The organism is Enterococcus sp. RIT-PI-f (assembly GCF_001297065.1).
Lineage (GTDB): Bacteria > Bacillota > Bacilli > Lactobacillales > Enterococcaceae > Enterococcus_D.
Window position 1 is genome coordinate 66,561 of the sequence record NZ_LHOX01000009.1, and the last position, 20,374, is coordinate 86,934.

16 protein-coding genes are annotated in these 20,374 nt (G+C 38.4%); 10 read left to right on the forward strand and 6 right to left on the reverse strand.

Annotation, left to right across the window (positions count from 1 at the left end):
• Positions 1-60 precede the first annotated feature (60 nt).
• Positions 61-3,711 (forward strand): DNA-directed RNA polymerase subunit beta', encoded by a 3,651-nt coding sequence (gene rpoC, locus AEQ18_RS02985; protein ID WP_054114879.1) that lies wholly within the window; start codon positions 61-63, stop codon positions 3,709-3,711.
• Positions 3,712-3,798: 87 nt separating this feature from the next.
• Here rpoC and AEQ18_RS02990 read toward each other — a convergent pair whose 3' ends face one another.
• Complete coding sequence (locus AEQ18_RS02990; RefSeq protein WP_054114880.1) at positions 3,799-4,443, reverse strand: hypothetical protein; 645 nt, start codon at positions 4,441-4,443, stop codon at positions 3,799-3,801.
• A 124-nt stretch (positions 4,444-4,567) separates the two neighbouring features.
• Between AEQ18_RS02990 and AEQ18_RS02995 the strand changes: the two genes are divergently transcribed.
• Positions 4,568-5,056, forward strand: a complete 489-nt coding sequence (locus tag AEQ18_RS02995) for a Dps family protein (RefSeq protein ID WP_054114881.1) — start codon at positions 4,568-4,570, stop codon at positions 5,054-5,056.
• Between the two features lie 41 nt (positions 5,057-5,097).
• Here AEQ18_RS02995 and argH read toward each other — a convergent pair whose 3' ends face one another.
• A complete protein-coding gene (gene argH / locus AEQ18_RS03000) occupies positions 5,098-6,477 on the reverse strand; it encodes an argininosuccinate lyase (RefSeq protein ID WP_054114882.1) in 1,380 nt (459 codons plus the stop codon).
• Positions 6,478-6,546: 69 nt separating this feature from the next.
• Positions 6,547-7,761, reverse strand: a complete 1,215-nt coding sequence (locus AEQ18_RS03005; RefSeq protein WP_054114883.1) for an argininosuccinate synthase — start codon at positions 7,759-7,761, stop codon at positions 6,547-6,549.
• Between the two features lie 408 nt (positions 7,762-8,169).
• Between AEQ18_RS03005 and rplM the strand changes: the two genes are divergently transcribed.
• The 8 genes from rplM (at position 8,170) to AEQ18_RS03045 (ending at position 18,125) form a co-directional block, all read left to right on the forward strand.
• On the forward strand, positions 8,170-8,616 hold the full coding sequence (gene rplM, locus AEQ18_RS03010) for a 50S ribosomal protein L13 (RefSeq protein ID WP_326930183.1): 447 nt from the start codon (positions 8,170-8,172) through the stop codon (positions 8,614-8,616).
• A gap of 20 nt (positions 8,617-8,636) precedes the next feature.
• Positions 8,637-9,029 carry a 30S ribosomal protein S9 gene (gene rpsI, locus AEQ18_RS03015; protein ID WP_054114885.1) on the forward strand — a complete coding sequence of 131 codons (393 nt, stop codon included), beginning with the start codon at positions 8,637-8,639 and terminating at the stop codon, positions 9,027-9,029.
• Positions 9,030-9,391: 362 nt separating this feature from the next.
• Complete coding sequence (locus AEQ18_RS03020) at positions 9,392-9,970, forward strand: restriction endonuclease subunit S (protein ID WP_054114886.1); 579 nt, start codon at positions 9,392-9,394, stop codon at positions 9,968-9,970.
• Positions 9,971-9,974: 4 nt separating this feature from the next.
• Entirely contained in the window at positions 9,975-13,049 is a 3,075-nt protein-coding gene (locus AEQ18_RS03025; protein WP_200908889.1) for a type I restriction endonuclease subunit R, read from the forward strand.
• Positions 13,050-13,055: 6 nt separating this feature from the next.
• The gene (locus AEQ18_RS03030) at positions 13,056-14,048 is read left to right on the forward strand and encodes a virulence RhuM family protein (protein WP_054114887.1); all 993 of its coding nucleotides are present in this window, start codon (positions 13,056-13,058) and stop codon (positions 14,046-14,048) included.
• Positions 14,045-15,322 carry a restriction endonuclease subunit S gene (locus AEQ18_RS03035; protein WP_054114888.1) on the forward strand — a complete coding sequence of 426 codons (1,278 nt, stop codon included), beginning with the start codon at positions 14,045-14,047 and terminating at the stop codon, positions 15,320-15,322. The genes AEQ18_RS03030 and AEQ18_RS03035 overlap by 4 nt, the downstream gene beginning before the upstream one ends.
• A 15-nt stretch (positions 15,323-15,337) precedes the next feature.
• A complete protein-coding gene (locus AEQ18_RS03040; protein ID WP_054114889.1) occupies positions 15,338-16,954 on the forward strand; it encodes a type I restriction-modification system subunit M in 1,617 nt (538 codons plus the stop codon).
• 64 nt (positions 16,955-17,018) lie between these two features.
• A complete protein-coding gene (locus AEQ18_RS03045) occupies positions 17,019-18,125 on the forward strand; it encodes an Abi family protein (RefSeq protein WP_160316047.1) in 1,107 nt (368 codons plus the stop codon).
• Between the two features lie 724 nt (positions 18,126-18,849).
• On the opposite strand, the gene AEQ18_RS03050 is transcribed toward AEQ18_RS03045, so the two are convergent.
• The 3 genes from AEQ18_RS03050 to AEQ18_RS03060 form a co-directional block, all read right to left on the reverse strand.
• Positions 18,850-19,293 (reverse strand): helix-turn-helix domain-containing protein, encoded by a 444-nt coding sequence (locus AEQ18_RS03050; protein ID WP_054114891.1) that lies wholly within the window; start codon positions 19,291-19,293, stop codon positions 18,850-18,852.
• Positions 19,294-19,603: 310 nt separating this feature from the next.
• Complete coding sequence (locus AEQ18_RS03055; RefSeq protein WP_054114892.1) at positions 19,604-19,825, reverse strand: helix-turn-helix domain-containing protein; 222 nt, start codon at positions 19,823-19,825, stop codon at positions 19,604-19,606.
• Positions 19,826-20,082: 257 nt separating this feature from the next.
• Complete coding sequence (locus AEQ18_RS03060) at positions 20,083-20,301, reverse strand: helix-turn-helix domain-containing protein (protein ID WP_054114893.1); 219 nt, start codon at positions 20,299-20,301, stop codon at positions 20,083-20,085.
• Positions 20,302-20,374 lie beyond the last annotated feature (73 nt).

Genomic DNA, 20,374 nt, shown 5'->3' on the forward strand with positions numbered 1-20,374 from the left:
TGCGGAAAGAAGGCCTGCGCTATCGGACATGTCCATGAAACGAAATGGAGGGAACCTTTTTTGATCGATGTAAATAAATTCGAAAGTATGCAAATCGGTTTGGCTTCTCCTGAAAAAATCAGAAGCTGGTCTTATGGTGAAGTAAAAAAACCAGAAACCATTAATTACCGTACGTTAAAACCTGAACGCGAAGGGTTGTTTGACGAGCGTATTTTCGGTCCTACCAAAGACTGGGAATGTGCTTGTGGAAAATACAAACGGATCCGTTACAAAGGAATCGTTTGTGACCGTTGCGGCGTTGAAGTAACCCGCTCCAAAGTACGTCGCGAACGCATGGGCCACATTGAGTTGGCTGCACCAGTATCACATATCTGGTACTTCAAAGGGATTCCTTCACGGATGGGTCTTGTCTTAGACATGAGCCCCCGCGCATTAGAAGAAATCATCTACTTTGCCTCATATGTCGTGATCGAACCAGGCAATACCAGCCTTGAGAAAAAACAATTGTTGACTGAACGGGAATACCGAGAAAAACGGGACCAATACGGCCAAGAATTTTCAGCAGCTATGGGTGCTGAAGCCATCAAACAATTGCTAGATGGTGTTGATTTAGAAGGCGAAGTTGCTGAACTGAAAGAAGATTTGAAAAATGCAACTGGCCAAAAACGGACCCGTGCGATCCGCCGTTTGGATATCTTAGAAGCTTTCCGTGCTTCAGGAAACAAACCAAGCTGGATGGTCATGGATGTCATTCCAGTGATTCCGCCTGATTTGCGCCCAATGGTGCAATTAGAAGGTGGCCGTTTTGCCACAAGTGACTTGAATGACCTTTACCGTCGTGTCATCAACCGTAACAACCGTTTGAAACGCTTGTTAGACCTGAATGCACCGAACATCATTGTCCAAAATGAAAAACGGATGCTTCAAGAAGCTGTTGATGCATTGATCGATAATGGCCGCCGCGGCCGTCCAGTCGCAGGTCCAGGGAACCGCCCATTGAAATCTCTTTCTCATATGTTGAAAGGGAAACAAGGACGTTTCCGTCAAAACTTACTAGGTAAACGGGTTGACTACTCTGGTCGTTCCGTTATCGTCGTAGGTCCATTCTTGAAAATGTATCAATGTGGATTGCCAAAAGAAATGGCTATCGAATTGTTCAAACCATTTGTGATGCGTGAATTGGTTTCCCGTGAAATCGCCTCAAACATCAAAAATGCCAAACGCAAAATCGAACGCCAAGAAGATGAAGTTTGGGATGTCTTAGAAGACGTCATCAGAGAACATCCAGTCCTATTGAACCGGGCACCTACGTTGCACAGACTAGGAATCCAAGCTTTTGAACCAGTATTGGTTGAAGGCCGTGCGATCCGTTTGCACCCATTGGTTTGTGAAGCCTACAACGCCGATTTCGATGGAGACCAAATGGCCGTTCACGTACCGTTGAACGAAGAAGCCCAAGCAGAAGCACGGATGTTGATGCTTGCAGCGCAAAACATTTTGAATCCAAAAGATGGTAAACCAGTTGTAACCCCATCTCAAGATATGGTTCTAGGGAACTACTACTTGACGATGGAAGAAGAAGGCCGTGAAGGGGAAGGCATGATCTTCCGTGACATGGATGAAGCCGTGACTGCTTGGCGCAATGGCTACGTGCATTTACACTCACGTATTGCTGTGAATCCAAACACACTAGGCGACAAACCTTTCACTGCTGAACAAAAAGAACGTTTGATGGTAACGACTGTCGGTAAAGTGATCTTTAACTCGATCATGCCGCCTGAATTCCCATTCTTGAATGAACCAACAGACTTTAACTTGACTGTTCAAACACCAGATAAGTATTTTGTCGAAGCGGGTACTGACGTGCCAGCATTCATCAAAGATCAACCATTGGTCTTGCCATTCAAGAAGAAAAACTTAGGAAATATTATTTCTGAAGTCTTCAAACGTTTCCGTATCACAGAAACATCACGCATGCTTGACCGCATGAAAGACTTGGGATACAGCCATTCAACAATGGCCGGTATCACTGTTGGGATCGCCGATATCATGAACTTGCACGAAAAACATGACATTATTGATACTGCCCATAAACAAGTCGAAACGATCACCAAACAATTCCGTCGTGGTTTGATTACAGATGACGAACGGTATGAACGGGTTATCGGCGTGTGGAATGCAGCCAAAGATGAAATCCAATTGAAACTGATGGAATCATTGGAAGCGAAAAACCCAATCTTCATGATGTCAGATTCAGGTGCCCGTGGTAACATCTCCAACTTTACTCAGCTTGCTGGGATGCGTGGATTGATGGCCGCACCGAATGGCCGTATCATGGAATTGCCGATCATTTCGAACTTCCGTGAAGGTCTATCTGTCTTAGAAATGTTTATCTCTACCCATGGTGCCCGTAAAGGGATGACCGATACCGCCTTGAAGACAGCCGATTCAGGTTACTTGACCCGTCGTTTGGTTGACGTGGCCCAAGATGTCATCATTCGTGAAGACGATTGTGGTACGGACCGTGGTTTAGATATCCAAGCGATTCGTGAAGGCAATGAAATCATTGAAGCACTAGAAGAACGCTTAGTTGGTCGTTATACACGTAAATCGATCATCCATCCTGAAACTGGCGCAGTAATGATGGGTGTCAATGAATTGATCACAGAAGATTTGGCTCGTGCGATCGTAGATGCGGGTATCGAAACCGTATCGATCCGCTCTGTCTTTACATGTAACACCAAACATGGTGTATGTAAACATTGTTATGGCCGTAACTTGGCAACTGGTTCTCAAGTCGAAGTAGGTGAAGCAGTCGGTACCATCGCTGCCCAATCTATCGGTGAACCTGGTACTCAGTTGACCATGCGTACATTCCATACCGGTGGTGTAGCCGGAGACGATATCACACAAGGTTTGCCTCGGGTCCAAGAAATCTTTGAAGCCCGTAACCCTAAAGGTCAAGCGGTCATTACTGAAGTAACTGGTGAAGTCATCGACATTTCTGAAGATCCTTCAACCCGTACCAAAGAAGTGACGATCAAAGGTGAAACGGATACTCGTACGTACACAGTACCGTATACCGCCCGCATGAAAGTGGCAGAAGGCGACTTCATCCACCGTGGTGCACCATTGACTGAAGGTTCGATCGATCCTAAACAATTGCTGCAAGTTCGCGATGTACTGTCAGTTGAAAACTATCTATTGCGTGAAGTCCAACGTGTTTACCGGATGCAAGGGGTAGAAATCGGCGACAAACATATTGAAGTAATGGTTCGTCAAATGTTGCGTAAAGTTCGCGTCATGGATCCAGGTGATTCAGGTATCTTACCAGGTACATTGTTAGATATCGCAGACTTTACTGACAGAAACTACAATACGTTGATTGCTGGTGGCGTTCCTGCGACAAGCCGTCCGGTATTGCTAGGGATCACGAAAGCTTCCTTGGAAACAAACAGCTTCTTATCTGCTGCTTCCTTCCAAGAAACCACTCGTGTATTGACTGATGCTGCAATCCGCGGCAAGAAAGATCCATTGCTAGGATTGAAAGAAAATGTTATCATCGGTAAAATCATCCCAGCCGGTACTGGTATGGCCCGTTACCGTGAAATGGAACCAAAAGAAGTTTCAGTAGCAAGCGAAAATGTCTATAGTATTTCTGACATCGAAGCCCAAATGGCTGCTGAAGATGCGTTGAATAATCAAAAATAGGCTAAAATGAATGAGCCAATGTTTTGAATAACAAAACACCTGAGAAGTCAGTGATGATTTCTCAGGTGTTTTTTTGATGAATATAGCTTATAGGGAGTTGGGAATAAGTCGGACGATACATAGACCCAAACTTAAAAAAGGAACGAAAGGCAAGTGGTGAATAGGGTATCTCCATATGACATAGTACAAGGCAAAAACTACCATGCCTAAGCCGCTGGCAATGAGCAGCAGCCAGGCAAGCTCTGATAAAGTCAGCCAAGGTGCCCATCCAATCAGGAGCAGCACATCGCCATCGCCTAACTTCCCCCATAGAACAAAGCCAAACATAGGGAGGACAATCAGTAGTGTTGGCCAATGTATGTGGTTGCCTTGCAAGAGATGGCCGACAGCTACTGCCGCTAGACCTGGATAGAGCAGGCACGCAGGGACGCTGTAATCAATCAAATCAGTGATACTAAGCAAATAGCCGCTAGTTAGCCAAATCACTGTCAGCACCGCCTCAGAAGCGGATAGACTGTTGAATATCGTGCATAGCAAAATCCCATAGATCAAACCGATAGCGGAGATTGTGAAAGGATTGAAAGAAAGGATAGTAGATGCTTTTTCAGGAAAACCTTCGGGGTCTTTTGATGGTTTGGTATACGACAGTGGCGGTTGGCTATAATACTGGTGAAGTAAATAGACCAACATCGTTCCCAGAATCCAGCCAAATAAGAAGATAAAAACTGACATATTCAATCACCTCATAAAGAAATACGTAAATATGTTGAGAAATTTTCTCAAGTAGAGGATTTCAGTGTACTTTTATCGAGATTCGTACTATGCTTAAAATAGAGAAATTTAAGGAGGAATCGTTATGAAATTTGAACAAACAAAAGAAGTTTTGAACCAACTTGTTGCTGATTTGAGCCAAATGGCAATGGTTGTTCACCAAACACATTGGTACATGCGCGGACCAGGATTTTTGACATTACATCCGATGATGGATGATTTTATGGATGATTTGAATGAACAATTGGATGAGATCTCAGAACGTTTGATCACATTAGATGGTTCACCTTATTCAACTTTACGGGAAATGGCTGACAATACGCAAATCCACGATGAAGTGGGCAATTGGGACCGTACGATCCCAGAACGCTTAGCGACATTGGTTGAAGGGTATCGCTATCTAGCTGACTTATACCAAAAAGGGATCGAAGTCAGTGGTGAGGAAGGCGATGATCCAACACAAGATATCTTTATCGGCTTCAAAACAGCCATCGAAAAACGTATTTGGATGATCCAAGCGCATCTAGGCGAAGCGCCATTGATCGATCCAGCGAAATCACGGGTACGTCATTAAACAAACGAAAAAGTGCGGGGTATAAAGCCTCCGCACTTTTTTTATTTATGGGTCAATGCTTCTTTGGCGACCTTGATTTGATACGCGACTTGATCGAACCCAGTCCCGCCATAAGAATGACGATTTTTGACGGCAGCATAGGAATCAAGTTTGTCGTAAATATCGGCGTCGATCACTTCGTTGATGGCTTGATAGTCTGCCAAAGGAATATCTTGCAAATAGATCCCTTTGCTGAGACAATCACTGACCAACTTCCCAACGATCTCATGGGCCTGCCTGAAAGGAATCCCTTTAGTTGCCAGATAATCCGCCAATTCAGTGGCGTTGGAGAAGTCTTTCTCTGTCGATTCTTTCATCCGTTCTTGGTTCACCGTCATCGTGGCAATCATCCCCGCCATGATCTGCAGGCTTTTGGTGATGGTTTCGGCACTGTCGAACATGCCTTCCTTGTCTTCTTGGAAGTCTTTGTTATACGCCAAAGGCAAACCTTTCATCACCGTCAGTAAGCCAAAGAGGTTCCCATAGACACGTCCTGTTTTTCCGCGGATCAATTCCGCCATGTCTGGGTTTTTCTTTTGGGGCATGATCGAACTGCCGGTGGAGAAGGTATCCGTTAATTCGACAAATTGATATTCATGGCTGCACCAGAGGATGATTTCTTCACAAAAACGAGAAAGGTGCATCATCAAGAGCGATGCATTGCTTAGAAATTCCAAGATGAAATCACGGTCGCTGACTGCATCCAGACTATTCGCATAAATATGGCTAAACCCCAGGGCCTCTGCCGTAAATGTGCGGTCGATAGGGAAGGTGGTCCCTGCCAATGCAGCACTGCCTAAAGGCATGATATCGATTCTGTCCAAGCTCTCGCTGAAGCGGGCTTGGTCGCGTGTCAGCATACTATAGTAGGCCAGTAGGTGATGGGCAAAAGAAATCGGTTGGGCATGCTGTAAATGCGTATAGCCAGGCATTACAGTATATATATTGGCTTCCGCTTGATCCACCAAGGCCTTGCGCAATTCTTCGATCAATCCAATGACTGTTTCGACGACTTCTTTCAGATACAAATGCATATCCGTTGCGACTTGATCATTTCGACTGCGGGCTGTATGCAGCTTGCCCGCAGTTGGACCAATCAATTCGTGTAAGAACGTTTCGATATTCAAATGAATATCTTCATTCTCAACACTGAAAGTCAGTTCGCCAGCTGTTAGTTGTTGCTGGATCGTTGTTAATCCGCCAATGATCGCTTCGCTGTCTGCTTGGCTGATGATCCCAGTATGGGCCAACATCTTTACGTGGGCCAAACTACCCATGATATCCTGTTTTGCTAATTTTTGGTCAAAGGAGATCGATGCGCCAAATGCGTCGATCCACGCTTCGTTTTTGCCATCAAAACGGCCACCCCATAATTTTGCCATGTCACACTCACCTCAAAAAAAGATTACGGCTGAAGCGTCACCTGCGTGTCTTTTCAGCCGTGTTGGTTTTTAAATCAATGTTTCGGTTAGTTTTTGCTGCGCTTGGATCTCTGCGTGGACTTTACTTGGCAGTCCCCATAGTTTGATGAAGCCAATCGCTGCATGTTGATCAAACGTATCTGCAGACGTATACGTCGCTAAGTTTTCATCATATAGACTGTTTTCTGATTTCCGACCTTCACAAATGACATTGCCTTTGAATAATTTCAAACGCACGATGCCGTTGACGTAGACTTGCGTGCTCTTCAAGAAAGCAATCAAGGCATCAGTGATTGGGTTGAACCACAAGCCGTCATAAATGATTTGGGCCAATTGCTGTTCGATGATTGGTTTGAAATGTGCCAACTCACGGACAAAGACCAAATCTTCCAATTCTTTATGGGCGGTCATCAAGGTGATGGCCCCTGGACATTCGTAGACTTCCCGCGATTTGATGCCCACCAAACGGTTTTCGATATGATCGATCCGGCCAATCCCATGTTCACCAGCCATTCGATTCAACTTCAAAATCAATTCAGCCAAATTCAAGGTTTCACCATCGATCGCTGTCGGTACGCCTTGATCAAACGTAATCTCAACGATGGTTGGCACGTCAGGTGTGTCTTCCAATTCTTGTGTGATGGCATAAGCCCCTTTAGGCGGTGTTGCCCACGGATCTTCTAAGACGCCGCATTCGCACGCGCGGCCCCACAAGTTTTGGTCGATTGAGTAAGGATTGTCTAAATCAGCAGGGATCGGCACCCCTTTTTCTGCGGCATACGCAATCTCTTCTTCACGGGACCATTTCCATTCCCGGACAGGAGCGATGACTTTCAAATGCGGTGCCAAAGCTGAGATCGCCACTTCAAAACGTACTTGGTCGTTGCCTTTGCCAGTACAACCATGGGCAACTGTCGTCGCGCCAGTGGCCAAAGCCAATTCAACCAATTTTTTGGCAATCAATGGTCGAGACAAAGCGGATACTAACGGATAAGAGTTTTCATAGAAAGTATTGCCTTGCAAAGCAATCAAGGCGTAATCTTGCGCAAATTCTTCGCGGGCATCGATGGCATAGGATTCGATGGCACCAACTTCTAAAGCTTTATTCTTGATCGACTCGGTGTCGCGGCCTTCGCCAATGTCCAAACAACAAGCGACCACGTCATAGCCTTGATCCGTTAACCATTTAATTGAGACAGAGGTATCTAAGCCTCCAGAATAAGCCAAAATTACTTTTTCTTTCATATTTATGAACTCCTTTTCTCGGTTGTATTCAAGTAATTGAAGTTATCTTAACAGAATAAAAATAGAAAATCAAGCATTAAATTAAATATTTATACATAAAATGATGTTGAATTCATCTTTTATACGTAAAATTGTGAGTGCAGATGAAAGGTCTGCATAGTCATGGTCAATTTATTATATACACTAAATTCGATTGAATATGCAATTTTGTGAATGGCTGATAGGGAGAAATAAACATGGAGGAATATCAGGAGAAAGCGGTGAAAGAAAATTTTTGAAAACACGTGGAAATACGTTGACATTAGGCATCTAAGAGGGTATTATGTTAGATGGTATTGTTTGCCCCACAAGAGCCCCGGAAACTCAAGTGTATGTCAAACATTCGTGAAATTGAATTGGAGGAAAAAAATCGTGCGTACAACATATATGGCCAAACCAGGCGAAGTAGAACGTAAATGGTACGTAGTAGATGCAACAGATGTTCCTATGGGTCGTCTTTCAGCAGTCGTAGCATCTATCTTACGTGGTAAAAATAAACCAACATTCACACCTAACGTGGATACAGGCGATTTCGTAATCGTCATTAATGCAGAACAAATCAAATTAACAGGTAACAAAGCAAGCGATAAAATTTATTACCGTCACTCAAATTACCCAGGAGGATTGAAATCAATCTCTGCTGGTGAATTACGTGCTAAAAATTCTCGTCGTTTGATCGAAACTTCTGTTAAAGGCATGCTTCCTAAAAACACTTTAGGCCGTAAACAAGGAATGAAACTTCATGTTTATGCTGGCGCTGAACACCCACATGCTGCTCAACAACCAGAAGTATTGGATATCACAAACTTAATCTAATTAATTAGGAGGGAATTTCATTGGCACAAGCTCAATATATCGGCACTGGCCGTCGTAAAAATGCAGTAGCCCGCGTACGTTTAGTACCAGGTACTGGTAAAATTACTGTTAACAAAAAAGATGTTGAAGAATACATCCCACACGCAGACTTGCGTGAAGTTATCAACCAACCATTCGGCGTTACAGAAACTAAAGGTTCTTATGATGTTTTTGTAAACGTAAATGGTGGTGGATATGCTGGACAATCAGGTGCAATCCGTCATGGTATCGCACGTGCATTGTTAGAAGTAGATCCTGACTTCCGTCTAGCGCTTAAACGTGCTGGCTTGCTTACACGTGACGCTCGTATGGTTGAACGTAAAAAACCAGGTCTTAAAAAAGCGCGTAAAGCTTCACAGTTCTCAAAACGTTAATCTTTTTTATATCAAAGATTTCAAGACACTTTCTCATTCTGAGAAGGTGTCTTTTTTGTTTAGTCATGTAAAGGTGATGTTAGTATTTTTCCTATTTATAATCTAGTCTAAGCACTACATTAGATTATATCGCAAAGCTCTTACCTTGGTTCTCTTTTATAGATATTGTGTATTCAATTTAGTCGGAATAGGTGGAATTTGATTAGCTAATATTTTTTATTTTTTGAAATATAGTAATATTTCCGTTGACAATTTATCGAGTAAAGCTTATGATTTGAAATGTAGAAATATAAGGAAATATGATGATATTTCAAAAAATGTAGAAGATGATTTAAATTTATGCTTCAAAGGAGGTAATATTAATGGAAATGATGAAACTTTCTGAGTTTGTTGAGTTTATTCAGGGTATTAATCCATCGAGAGCTGAGAAACAATTTGGAAATCAAGAAATTAATTATTATGGACAGGCTTCATTTGATGAGGATTATAGAAACCATAATGAAGCAACACAAGAAGAAAAGAAAAATGATGTATTTGATAGTGAAGTTTCTTTAAATAGAGGGAATGTTGTTATCAGTAACTCTTTGCAGCGAGCAACGTTAGTAAGTGAAAAACATGTTGGAAAAGTACTCTCTTTAAATTTTACAAAAGTAAAATTCAAGAACGAGGCTATAGATAGACGTTACTTTCTTTATTTATTTAATAGTCACAAGGAGGTTCAACGTCAAAAAGAGCGTGAACTTCAAGGTACGGGGCCAATTTTAAGACTAACAAAACAATCTTTAGAGCAACTTGTTATTCCAATTGTTCCATTAACAGAGCAAAAACGAATTGGATTGATTTATATAGAATCATTAAAACTACAAACCAAGCTAAGCGAGTATGCACAATTATTAGAGCAATTTACAGGAACAATGTTAGAAAACACTTTGGAGGGATAGGCGCATGGGAAAACAATTCAGCATAAAAAGTCAATCTGAATTAAAGTTTGAGCAAGAAGTCGTAGATCATCTAACAAAAATTGGTGGCGTTAAACAATGGGATTACAAAAAAGAAATTAGAACTACAGAACAACTATGGGATAACTTTAAGGGAATTCTAGAACAGAATAATCAAGCCCGTCTGGATAGTCCTTTGTCTACAACAGAATTTAATCAAGTAAAAAAAATCATTACTAACATTAATTCTCCTTATCAAGCTGGCCAATTTTTATATGGTGTAAATGGTGTCTCCGAAATTGAAGTTGATCTTGATGATGGAAAACATGTATTTTTGACTGTTTTCGATCAAGCACAAGTTGGGGGAGGAAATACAGTCTATCAAGTTGTTAACCAAATTCAACGTCCGAAAGTTGTAGATGGCAAGCCCAATCGTCGGTTTGACATTACGCTTCTAATTAACGGTTTACCTATAATTCAAATTGAATTGAAAAAAGCCTTACACAATGCATCAGAAGCTTTAAATCAAATGGAACAATATATTTCTGAGAAACAATTTAGTGGGATTTTTTCCACCCTACAAATACTCATAGCAATGACGCCATTTGATATTCGTTACATGGCAAATACCACTTTGCAAAACTTTAATCGTGCATTTGCTTTCAATTGGCAAGATGAAGAAACGGCTCACCCAGTACGATCATGGAAACTATTTGCGGATAAAGTATTGTCTATTCCTATGGCCCATGATCTATCTACTCGATATATGGTTTTGGATGGTACAAAGAACAAAGAAAGTATCAAGGTCATGCGCCCATATCAAGTCTACGCCACAAAACGAGTACTCGACAAAGTCAGAAAATTCGATTTTAAGTATGATGATGGCAAGCTAGGTTATATTTGGCACACGACAGGTTCAGGTAAAACAATTACCAGTTTTAAAACTGCTTGGTTAGCGAGTCGTTTATCGAATGTACAAAAAGTTGTGTTCTTAGTAGATAGGATTGCATTAACGAATCAAACAGTAGATGCGTATAGGGCGTATGATCCAATTGCTGGATTTGAAGGTAAAACTGGTGTTGTAAGCGATACAGCGAATATTTCTGATTTGCATGGTAAGCTCACCAAAAAAAGTGACAAAAACATTATTGTGACAAGTATTCAAAAAATGTCTCGATATGTAACAAGAGATAGCTTTAAATCTATAGCTGAGAATGTCTTATTCATTGTCGATGAAGCGCATCGGTCAACTGGGGACGGAACTAAAAATGAAGGAATGCTAGAATCAATTCGAAAGGCTTTTCCTAGTTCTGCTTGGGTCGGTTATACAGGAACACCTAAATTTCCTGAAACGCGAGAAATTTTCGGCGACTTGATACATGCGTATACGATTAAAGAAGCGATTGCAGATAAAAATGTTTTGGGATTTAAGGTGGAGTTTAAAGAAACAATTGAAGCACCAAAAGATCCCACAGAAGAAGAGATTGATGATAATCTTCGTGGAAGTGTATATGATAACAGTCCTGAGCATGTAGAACTTGTTGTTGAAAATATTTTTGACAATTGGAAAGAACGCTCCAATAATCGAAAATACAATGCGTTATTTACGGTACATGTGGGAGGAAATCGAGCTAGTACGCCTCGAGCCATGGAGTATTTTGATAAATTTATGGAAGAAAACAATAAGCGATCAGTTGATGAACAGATTAAAGTTGCTATTAGTTTTTCGGTAGATACGTCAAATAGTAATCGTCAGTTAAAAACAAATGAAAATCTCCACCGAGCAATTCAAGCCTACAACATACTGTTTGGTACAGCATTTGATATGGCGACAGTTAAGTCATACACAGAGGACTTAGCAAGGCGATTGAATAAAACCGCTGATGATGGGAATTACTTAGATTTGGTCATTGTCGTGGATCAATTACTAACGGGCTTCGATGCACCTGAGCTAAATACACTATATATTGATCGTACTTTAAAAGGTGGGAATCTGATTCAGGCATATTCACGTACGAATCGGATTCATGATAGAGATGCAAAACCACAAGGAAATATTGTGAATTATCGTTGGCCGGTTCAAAATGAATACGAAATGAATAAGTCCTTTGCTATTTATTCAAATCGAGATTCCGCAGCGGAGCAGCTTACGCTGGATGAATTAAAGAAAGACAATGAAGAATCGGGAATTCTCTCAAAATCATTTGGTAAAATTGAAGAAGAAACCAAAGAAGTCATTCAAAAATTAGCTAAATTAACAGATGAATTTATTCAATTACCACCGAGTGAAAAAGCGCAAGAAGAAGTTTTTGAAGGGTTAAAGGAATATAATCGTTTGTTAAATCAATTGAAGCAATTTACTGAAGATGATGAGAAAAATCCTGTTTCTGTTTATGATGAACCGGAACTATTTTATGACCGCTTAGGAATTACAGAGGGTCAAGAGGTTATGCTGACAACAGTACTTGCGAATGAGTTGCGTGAACGCCGTGCCCAAATCGAAAATATTGATATTTCTCAAGTCAATTTAGAGATGGTGCATATTCACGATGTGACGATCAATTATGATTATCTGATTGAATTAATCGCACGAATGGCAGATGAAGTCCATGAGGACAAAATGGATCAAGCTGAACTGACAAAAAGTGAGATCGATGTTGAGATTGCCAAATCGGATAGCGATAAGGAAATTACGAAAGTTCGTAATTTTGTTTCCAAAATCCTTACAAAGGAATTCATCTTTGATAAGTATCCGGCTCCTAGAGATGTTGAAGAAATGAATCAGGCGATGGAACAATCTCAAAAAGATAGCAATATCAAACTATATACAGAATTTGTTCGTACATGGGGATTGGATAATAGCGTGAAGCCAAAAGATTTAGCCAAATTAATTTCACGGCATCGAGTTGGTCAAGAAGATATGGATAAGCAAGGTGAACTCACAGCAATGATGAACGATGCAAGAACAGATTATAAAGAAATTGCGGCAGAAGAAGTGGCGAGTCTTTCATGGGTCAAGTATCGAATTGAATTTCGTAAAGCTTTCTATCAGATGGCGGACGAGATTAAGAAAGGGGAGTAAGCTCTATTGAATGAAATTCAGTTTTTAATTTATGAGGATAGTGACAAAATCGAAGTGCTTATTCGAGAAGAGTCAATTTGGGCAACGCAAAAGACTATTTCACAACTTTTTGATGTTGGGGTGCCAGCAATTAGCAAGCATTTAAAAAATATATTTGAGTCTGGTGAATTGGAGGAGGATCGAACTGTTTCCAAAATGGAAATAGTTCGAAATGAAGGTAGTAGAGAAGTAAAAAGAGAAACGACATTTTACAATTTAGACGTTATTATCTCTATTGGTTACCGAGTTAATTCTCAAAAAGCAACAAAATTTCGAATTTGGGCAACAGACGTTTTGAAAGACTATATTCAAAAGGGCTTCAAAATTGACGTAGAGCGAATGAAACAAGGTGAGAATGCTTTTGGAAAGGATTACTTCCGAGAGTTATTAGAAACGGTTCGCTCAATTCGTGCCAGTGAACGGAGAATTTGGCAACAAATTACCGATGTATTTGCAGAAATCTCTTATGATTATGACAAAAACTCTGAAATTACGAAGCAGTTTTATGCGACGGTACAAAATAAATTTCATTTTGCGATTACTGGAAAAACGGCAGCGGAGATTGTTTATGATAGTGCAGACAAAACAAAAGAGAACATGGGGCTCACGAATTGGAAAAACTCACCAGATGGAAGAATCTTACAGTCAGATGTATCGGTTGCTAAAAATTATTTCTCAGAAAAACAAATTCGCAGCCTTGAACGGAATGTATCTGCTTATTTTGATTACGTTGAACGATTATTGGAAGATGAAACACTTCTAGGTATGGAAGATTTTGCCAAAAGTATAGATGAATTTCTCACATTTAATCGTTATCAAATCCTTGATGGAAACGGAAAAATCAGCAGTAAAGAGGCTAAAAGAAAAGCAGTTGATGAGTACAAGGAATTTAACAAACATCAGCATATCATTTCTGATTTTGATAAGGAGATAACGAAGATTGAAGGAGAGTTAAATTGAGTAATGAAATAACAAATGAACCTGAAATTCGATTTGTTGGATATGAGGGAGATTGGGAACGGCGTAAGTTTACCGACTACTTTAATTTTCCTGTATCTACTAATTCATTATCACGGGCAATGTTGAATTATAATAATGGAGAAATTAAGAATATTCACTACGGAGATATTTTAATTAAATATTCTACTATTCTAAATGTTAAAGAAGACGAGATTCCATATATCACTGGAGGAGAGTTAGAAAAATATAAATCTAATTTATTAGAGAATCAAGATTTAATTTTTGCAGATGCAGCTGAAGATGAGAGTGTCGGAAAAGCTGTTGAAGTTAGTGGAATCACAAATGAGAATCTTGTATCAGGGCTCCATACTATAGTTGCAAGAGCTAAAGGAGAAAAAGATTCCTTTTTTTGGGGATATTATATCAACTCAGATATTTACCACAGACAACTTTTAAGATTGATGCAAGGATCTAAAGTATCGGCAATCAGCAAAGGAAATCTACAAAAAACTAATGTCTCATTTCCAAATCGAATGAAAGAACAACAAAAAGTCGGTGCCTTCTTCAAGAAACTTGACGACACTATCGCTCTTCATCAGCATGAGCTGGATCTGTTAGAGCAAATAAAACAAACTTATTTACAAAAAATGTTTCCTAAAACAGGTGAAGATAAACCAGAAATTCGTTTTGCTGGATTTACTGACGCTTGGGAACAGCGTAAGTTGTCTGAAATTATTAATCTAATTGGAGGAAATGCGTTTAGTAGTAGTAGTGCAACTGAAGAAGGCATCCCATGGTTAAAGATAGCTAATGTTGGTAAAAACGGGATAAACTGGAATGTTCAAACATTTTTACCATTAGAATATTGGGAAATTCACTCTGATTATCAGCTATTACCTGGTGACTATGTAATGGCATTGACACGACCTATTTTAAATCATACTTTGAAAATAGGGATGGTTGATAAACAAGCACTATTAAATCAGCGAGTAGCCAAATTATTTTTTATTATAAATAAGGAATTTACATTTCAACTTCTTCAAAGGAGAAGCATAGTAGATAAAATCGAAAATGAATTAGCTGGAACTGATCCTCCAAATCTAGGAAGTAAAAACTTAACTAATATTGATGTCATGATAACTAATAACAAATATGAAGCGAAAAGAATCGGAAATTTTTTTTGTAAATTCGATAATACTATTACCCTTCATCAGCGTAAGTTGGATTCACTAAAAGAAATGAAAAAAACATTGTTACAAAAAATGTTTGTCTAAAAGGAGAGAAAATAAATGAGTAATGCAAGTGAGATAACAGCAAAATTATGGGCAATGGCCAATAAATTACGTGGAACAATGGATGCGAGTGAATATAAAAATTATATTTTACCATTTATGTTTTACCGCTACTTATCAGAAAATCAAGACGAGTATTTAGAAAAAAATGGGTTAGATGAGTACTACGAAGTCACCGAGTCTGAAGAAAAAGAAGATTACTTGGAAGAAATCAGTCGAGGAATTGGTTATGCGATTGATCCGGAATATACTTGGGAACAATTAGTATCAAAGATTGAAAACCACCAGATCAAAGCGAGTGACTTTCAGGATATGCTTGATTCATTCAATTTGAATGCGAAACGTAACCCGGTCGCCGAAGATGATTTTGCAAATGTTTTTTCGGACATTAATCTTGGCGATACTCGGTTGGGATCGAATACGAATGAGCGAGCAAAGGCCTTGAATGATGTTGTTTTGATGGTGAATGATTTTACCTTTAAAGATGATTCTGGTCACGATATTCTTGGTGATGTGTATGAATACTTAATTGGTCAATTTGCTGCCAATGCTGGAAAGAAAGGCGGAGAATTTTATACACCACATGAAGTAAGCCAAGTATTAGCAAAAATTGTAACTAAAGACGCCAAAGCGGATGACACACAATTTCGAGTGTATGACCCAGCAATGGGATCGGGCTCATTGCTATTGACAGTAAAAAATGAATTGCCCGATGGAGATAAATCAGGCAGTGTTGATTTCTATGGGCAAGAGTTGAATACGACAACCTATAACCTTGCCCGCATGAATCTGATGATGCATGGTATTATTTATCGAAATATGAATTTGAAACGTGGTGATACCCTTGATGCAGACTGGCCGTTCGCAGAAAAAGATGGTATGCAAATCCCACTGAAATTTGATGCTGTAGTGGCTAATCCGCCATACTCTGCTAAGTGGGATATAAAAGATGTGGATCGAGAAAAAGACACACGGTTTAAAGGTTACGGCGTAGCACCTGCTTCCAAAGCAGACTATGCGTTCATTCTACATGGTCTGTATCACCTAGATAAATCTGGGACGATGGCAATTGTATTGCCTCATGGCGTACTATTCCGAGGAGCTTCCGAAGGGAAAATTCGGAAAAATATTATCGATAATAACTTGCTAGACACTGTTATCGGATTGCCGGCAAATCTATTTTATGGGACAAGTATTCCAACCGCTGTGTTGGTATTCAAAGGAAGAGAAGCTAGAAAAACGAAAGACATTCTATTTATCGATGCTTCAAGTGAATTTGTCAAAGGAAAAAACCAAAATAAACTATCACCAGAAAACATTAATAAAATGATTGAAACCTATGAAAAACGTGAAGATGTTGAAAAATATGCACATGTAGCAACCTTGGATGAAATTAAAGAAAATGATTATAACCTAAACATTCCAAGATATGTAGACACGTTTGAGGAAGAAGAAGTGATTCCATTACCACAACTTGCACAGGAATTAGCAGATGTGAAGCAAGAGATTGAAGAGTCAACAGATAAATTATTTGAAATGTTGGGTGAATTGCACGGGACAACAGATGAAGCGCAAGAAGAGTTGCGGAAGTTTATGGACATATTGGAAAGATAGTATAAGAATAAAGAGATAAAGGAGGTGTGTTTTTATTAAAAGCGGCAAATTGACCAAATTAAAGTTGCAGTTAGAAGAAGAAGAGAGAGTTAATCAAGTCTCTGAAGAATTATCAGAAGAAATTAAAGATCTTTGTAAAAAAGCTAAAAAAAAGGAAATTTTTTCGATTACGGATCAAATTAAATATGCTAGATTTAAAGGAATAGAAATTTCTGAATCGGATGAAAGTATTGTTCAGGATATTTTATTGAATAGATCATATTATTTCAAGGTAACCGCATACCGTAAGAATTTTGAAAAAGATATAAATGGAAAGTATATAGATTTATCATTTGTAAAATTAGCTGATTTAGCAAAAATTGATATGTATTTAAGAATGATTTTGAGTAGAATGATTTTTGAACTTGAACATTCTTTGAAAACTTTGATAATAAGTTCAATCACTAATTCGTTAACCGAAGATGGATATAAAATTGTTGAAGATTACGATATGTATATGCAAAATAAATTTATTGATAGTCAAAGAAAAAAAGGTAATACTAAAACAAATGAAGAGATCTTGTCTGAATATACACAAGCTTCTGAAAAGATTCTAGATAAGGTGAAAGGAAAGTTCGGATATGATTTTGATTTTTATAATCATCATCATGATAAGATTTCAATTTGGGCTTTATTAGAAGTTATGACCCTAGGAAATTTAGAGCGATTTATCACTTTCTATTTCGAAGAGGAACATTTTGGATATCTAGGATTAAAAACAGCTCAAAAATTATTAAAATATGTTACGAATGTCAGAAATGCTTCTGCACATAGTAGACCTCTTATTTATAATATTGTTGAACCTTATCAATTTGGTAGAGCTGACAGCAACTTTAAGAAAAGAAGGCCTGTTATTCAATTAAAACAGTTTGCAACGAATGCGGGTCTTGATTCTGAACTAATCGCCAGAGCACTCACCAATATGAAAATGAATGATATTGTGGCTACTATATATCTTCACGAAAAATATGTTCAAACACAAAAGTTGAAAACAACAAACTTTGAAGCTCTATCTGATTTACTTGATCGCATAAAAGTTAATAGTAAAATGTATGAAAAAAACCATGAACTTTTAGAAGCTTTCCGCTTTTTTGAAAAAATCATAATGGAGTATGGTAAATTAATTACTTGACTATTGAGTATCTTGGATGCTATTCTGTAATCAGATGAAATACCCCTTCCGAAAGGGTAGATAGTAACGGGTAAAAGCGAAGCTATTTTTAGGATTAATGATGTTGAAAATAAGTATTGAGTAGTGTACTTATTTTTGGCGTCATTTTTTATTTGGTTAAAAGTATTCTTCAATCAGCCAACTCGCCAAGGTGAGGTAATGATATGAGTTAATGACAGCATATCACTTTAATAAAACTTGATGAATAAGATAACGTTGATTTCATGCTGTGTATAGCTTTGTAGAACGTTATAAAATAGAAGTTTGTTTAACCAAGTCTTAAAAAGGCCCGTAATGCTTCACAGTTTTCAAACCATTAATCTTTTTATACAGTTTTCGAAAGGCATTCTCCGTGAGAGTGTCTTTTTTGATGTGGGGTTTTTATATTGTTCATATAACTATTGCCACCAGTCATTTTCGATAAGCGATTCTTCCGACAGGCATCTTAATAATGTTTACGCTTCTATTGTCAATGACAGCTTAAAAATGCAGATTTAGAAGTGCGGGCATCATAACGGACTAAAAAAGTTCAGAAGAAAATCCGTATTTCTTTGCTGGATTGGTAAAACCATAGAAATCAAGCGTCCTTCTGTGCACAATCAGTAAACAGAATGATAATCAGTTGATTTCAAAAAATAATAAAACACCCACAATTCAGTATTATAAGATAACACCTAAAACCTCATTATTTCTGATACAACTTCTCACCTATCAAACGATTCACAACTTCAAAAGCCACAGCTATATCTTTCTTCTCCTCACGCGAAAGTTCCCTACCTTCAAAAGTTAAACCCGGTTCACGCTCTAAATATTCAATAAAATAAGGTATCTGTTTAGAGATATCTTTCTGATTATTTCTTTGATAGTCCAAAAACTTTTCTTGTTCGTCAAGATCAACTTCTGTTTTGTTATCCAGAATCAGATCCGTAGATACTTTAAATATTTCAGCCAACTTCAAAATTTCTACATCTCTCAGCGGCCGTTCTCCTCTTTCAATTCTACCCAGAACATTTTTATTCAAGTTTAGCAAATCTGCTAAGTGTGTCTGAGAAAAATCCCTGCTCTCTCTGAGGTCGACCACGTTGTTACCGAAATTTGAGTATTTATAGGTATTTTTTTGTTTGGCCATAGGAAATATACCTTCCAATATCTATTTTATAAAATCGTATCATAGAGCACAAAATAGATTCAACTTAAAAATCCAGAAGAAGGATATAATATTGTGATTTATAGTCATAAAAAAGAAAAAACCAATAAATTGTTGCTTATAAAAGCAACAATATGTATAATAAGCACCAATGATACTTATATAAGTATCATTGGTGCTTATTTATTAAAAAATGATTCATATCACGTTTTTCTAAAATATCTTCACTTAAAATAATTCTCTCTCTTTTTCAGTGAATTTAGTTGATACAACTAATAAGCATACAAGTTGCCTATTTATCTTTAATTGTCAAAATTTCACGAATATCGTCTATATCCAAAGCCTCAGCTATCCGTTCGATATATTCAATATTGATGCGCTGACGTTTTCCACTAGATAATTCACTCAAACGGGCAATATCTATGTCGGATCGGCGGGAAAGTTCACGCAAAGAAATATTATGTTTCTTCACGAGCTCTTGAATATGAATGACTAACATTTTTTCTTTATACATAGATAACACCTCTTTTATTGATGCTTACATAAGTATCATAAAGTAAAAGAATCTAAATTGTGCTACTTAATTAGCAAACAGTAAGGGCGACTTTTCTATTATGCACTTTGAAAGTAAAAATTATTCCCATTATCATGATTTGTCCGTATGATTCTCTTACAGAATGCAAGAGTTGGAACATATAAATCATTTTTCTTCATTTCAGCGTATGCTATTTTAGTATATTGACTTTTATGCGCTTTGCGCATATCATATTACTAATTACGAGGATAAGGTTTTTGCTGGTCAGTTAAATTAAGCAAGTAGTCAACACTAGTAGAATAAAAATCTGCCAGTTTGATCAAAGATTGAAGGGGGATTTCTAACTTTCCTGATTCATAACGAGAATAAGTTGCTTGGTTGACACTCAAAATAGTAGCAAGTTGACCTTGATTCAAGTCTTTATCTTCGCGCAAGTCACGGATCCTATGGTACATAAAATCACCTCAACTTTATTTTATGTGAGGAATTTTGTGTTGCAGTATATTATGCGATAAACGCATAATATTT

Excerpts from the sequence above, each read along its gene's own strand:
- AEQ18_RS02990 (WP_054114880.1), bottom strand. The coding sequence starts at position 4,443 with ATGTCAGTTTTTATCTTCTTATTTGGCTGGATTCTGGGAACGATGTTG.
- AEQ18_RS02995 (WP_054114881.1), top strand. The coding sequence starts at position 4,568 with ATGAAATTTGAACAAACAAAAGAAGTTTTGAACCAACTTGTTGCTGAT.
- argH (WP_054114882.1), bottom strand. The coding sequence starts at position 6,477 with ATGGCAAAATTATGGGGTGGCCGTTTTGATGGCAAAAACGAAGCGTGG.
- AEQ18_RS03005 (WP_054114883.1), bottom strand. The coding sequence starts at position 7,761 with ATGAAAGAAAAAGTAATTTTGGCTTATTCTGGAGGCTTAGATACCTCT.
- AEQ18_RS03020 (WP_054114886.1), top strand. The coding sequence starts at position 9,392 with ATGGAAATGATGAAACTTTCTGAGTTTGTTGAGTTTATTCAGGGTATT.
- AEQ18_RS03025 (WP_200908889.1), top strand. The coding sequence starts at position 9,975 with ATGGGAAAACAATTCAGCATAAAAAGTCAATCTGAATTAAAGTTTGAG.
- AEQ18_RS03040 (WP_054114889.1), top strand. The coding sequence starts at position 15,338 with ATGAGTAATGCAAGTGAGATAACAGCAAAATTATGGGCAATGGCCAAT.
- AEQ18_RS03050 (WP_054114891.1), bottom strand. The coding sequence starts at position 19,293 with ATGGCCAAACAAAAAAATACCTATAAATACTCAAATTTCGGTAACAAC.
- AEQ18_RS03055 (WP_054114892.1), bottom strand. The coding sequence starts at position 19,825 with ATGTATAAAGAAAAAATGTTAGTCATTCATATTCAAGAGCTCGTGAAG.
- AEQ18_RS03060 (WP_054114893.1), bottom strand. The coding sequence starts at position 20,301 with ATGTACCATAGGATCCGTGACTTGCGCGAAGATAAAGACTTGAATCAA.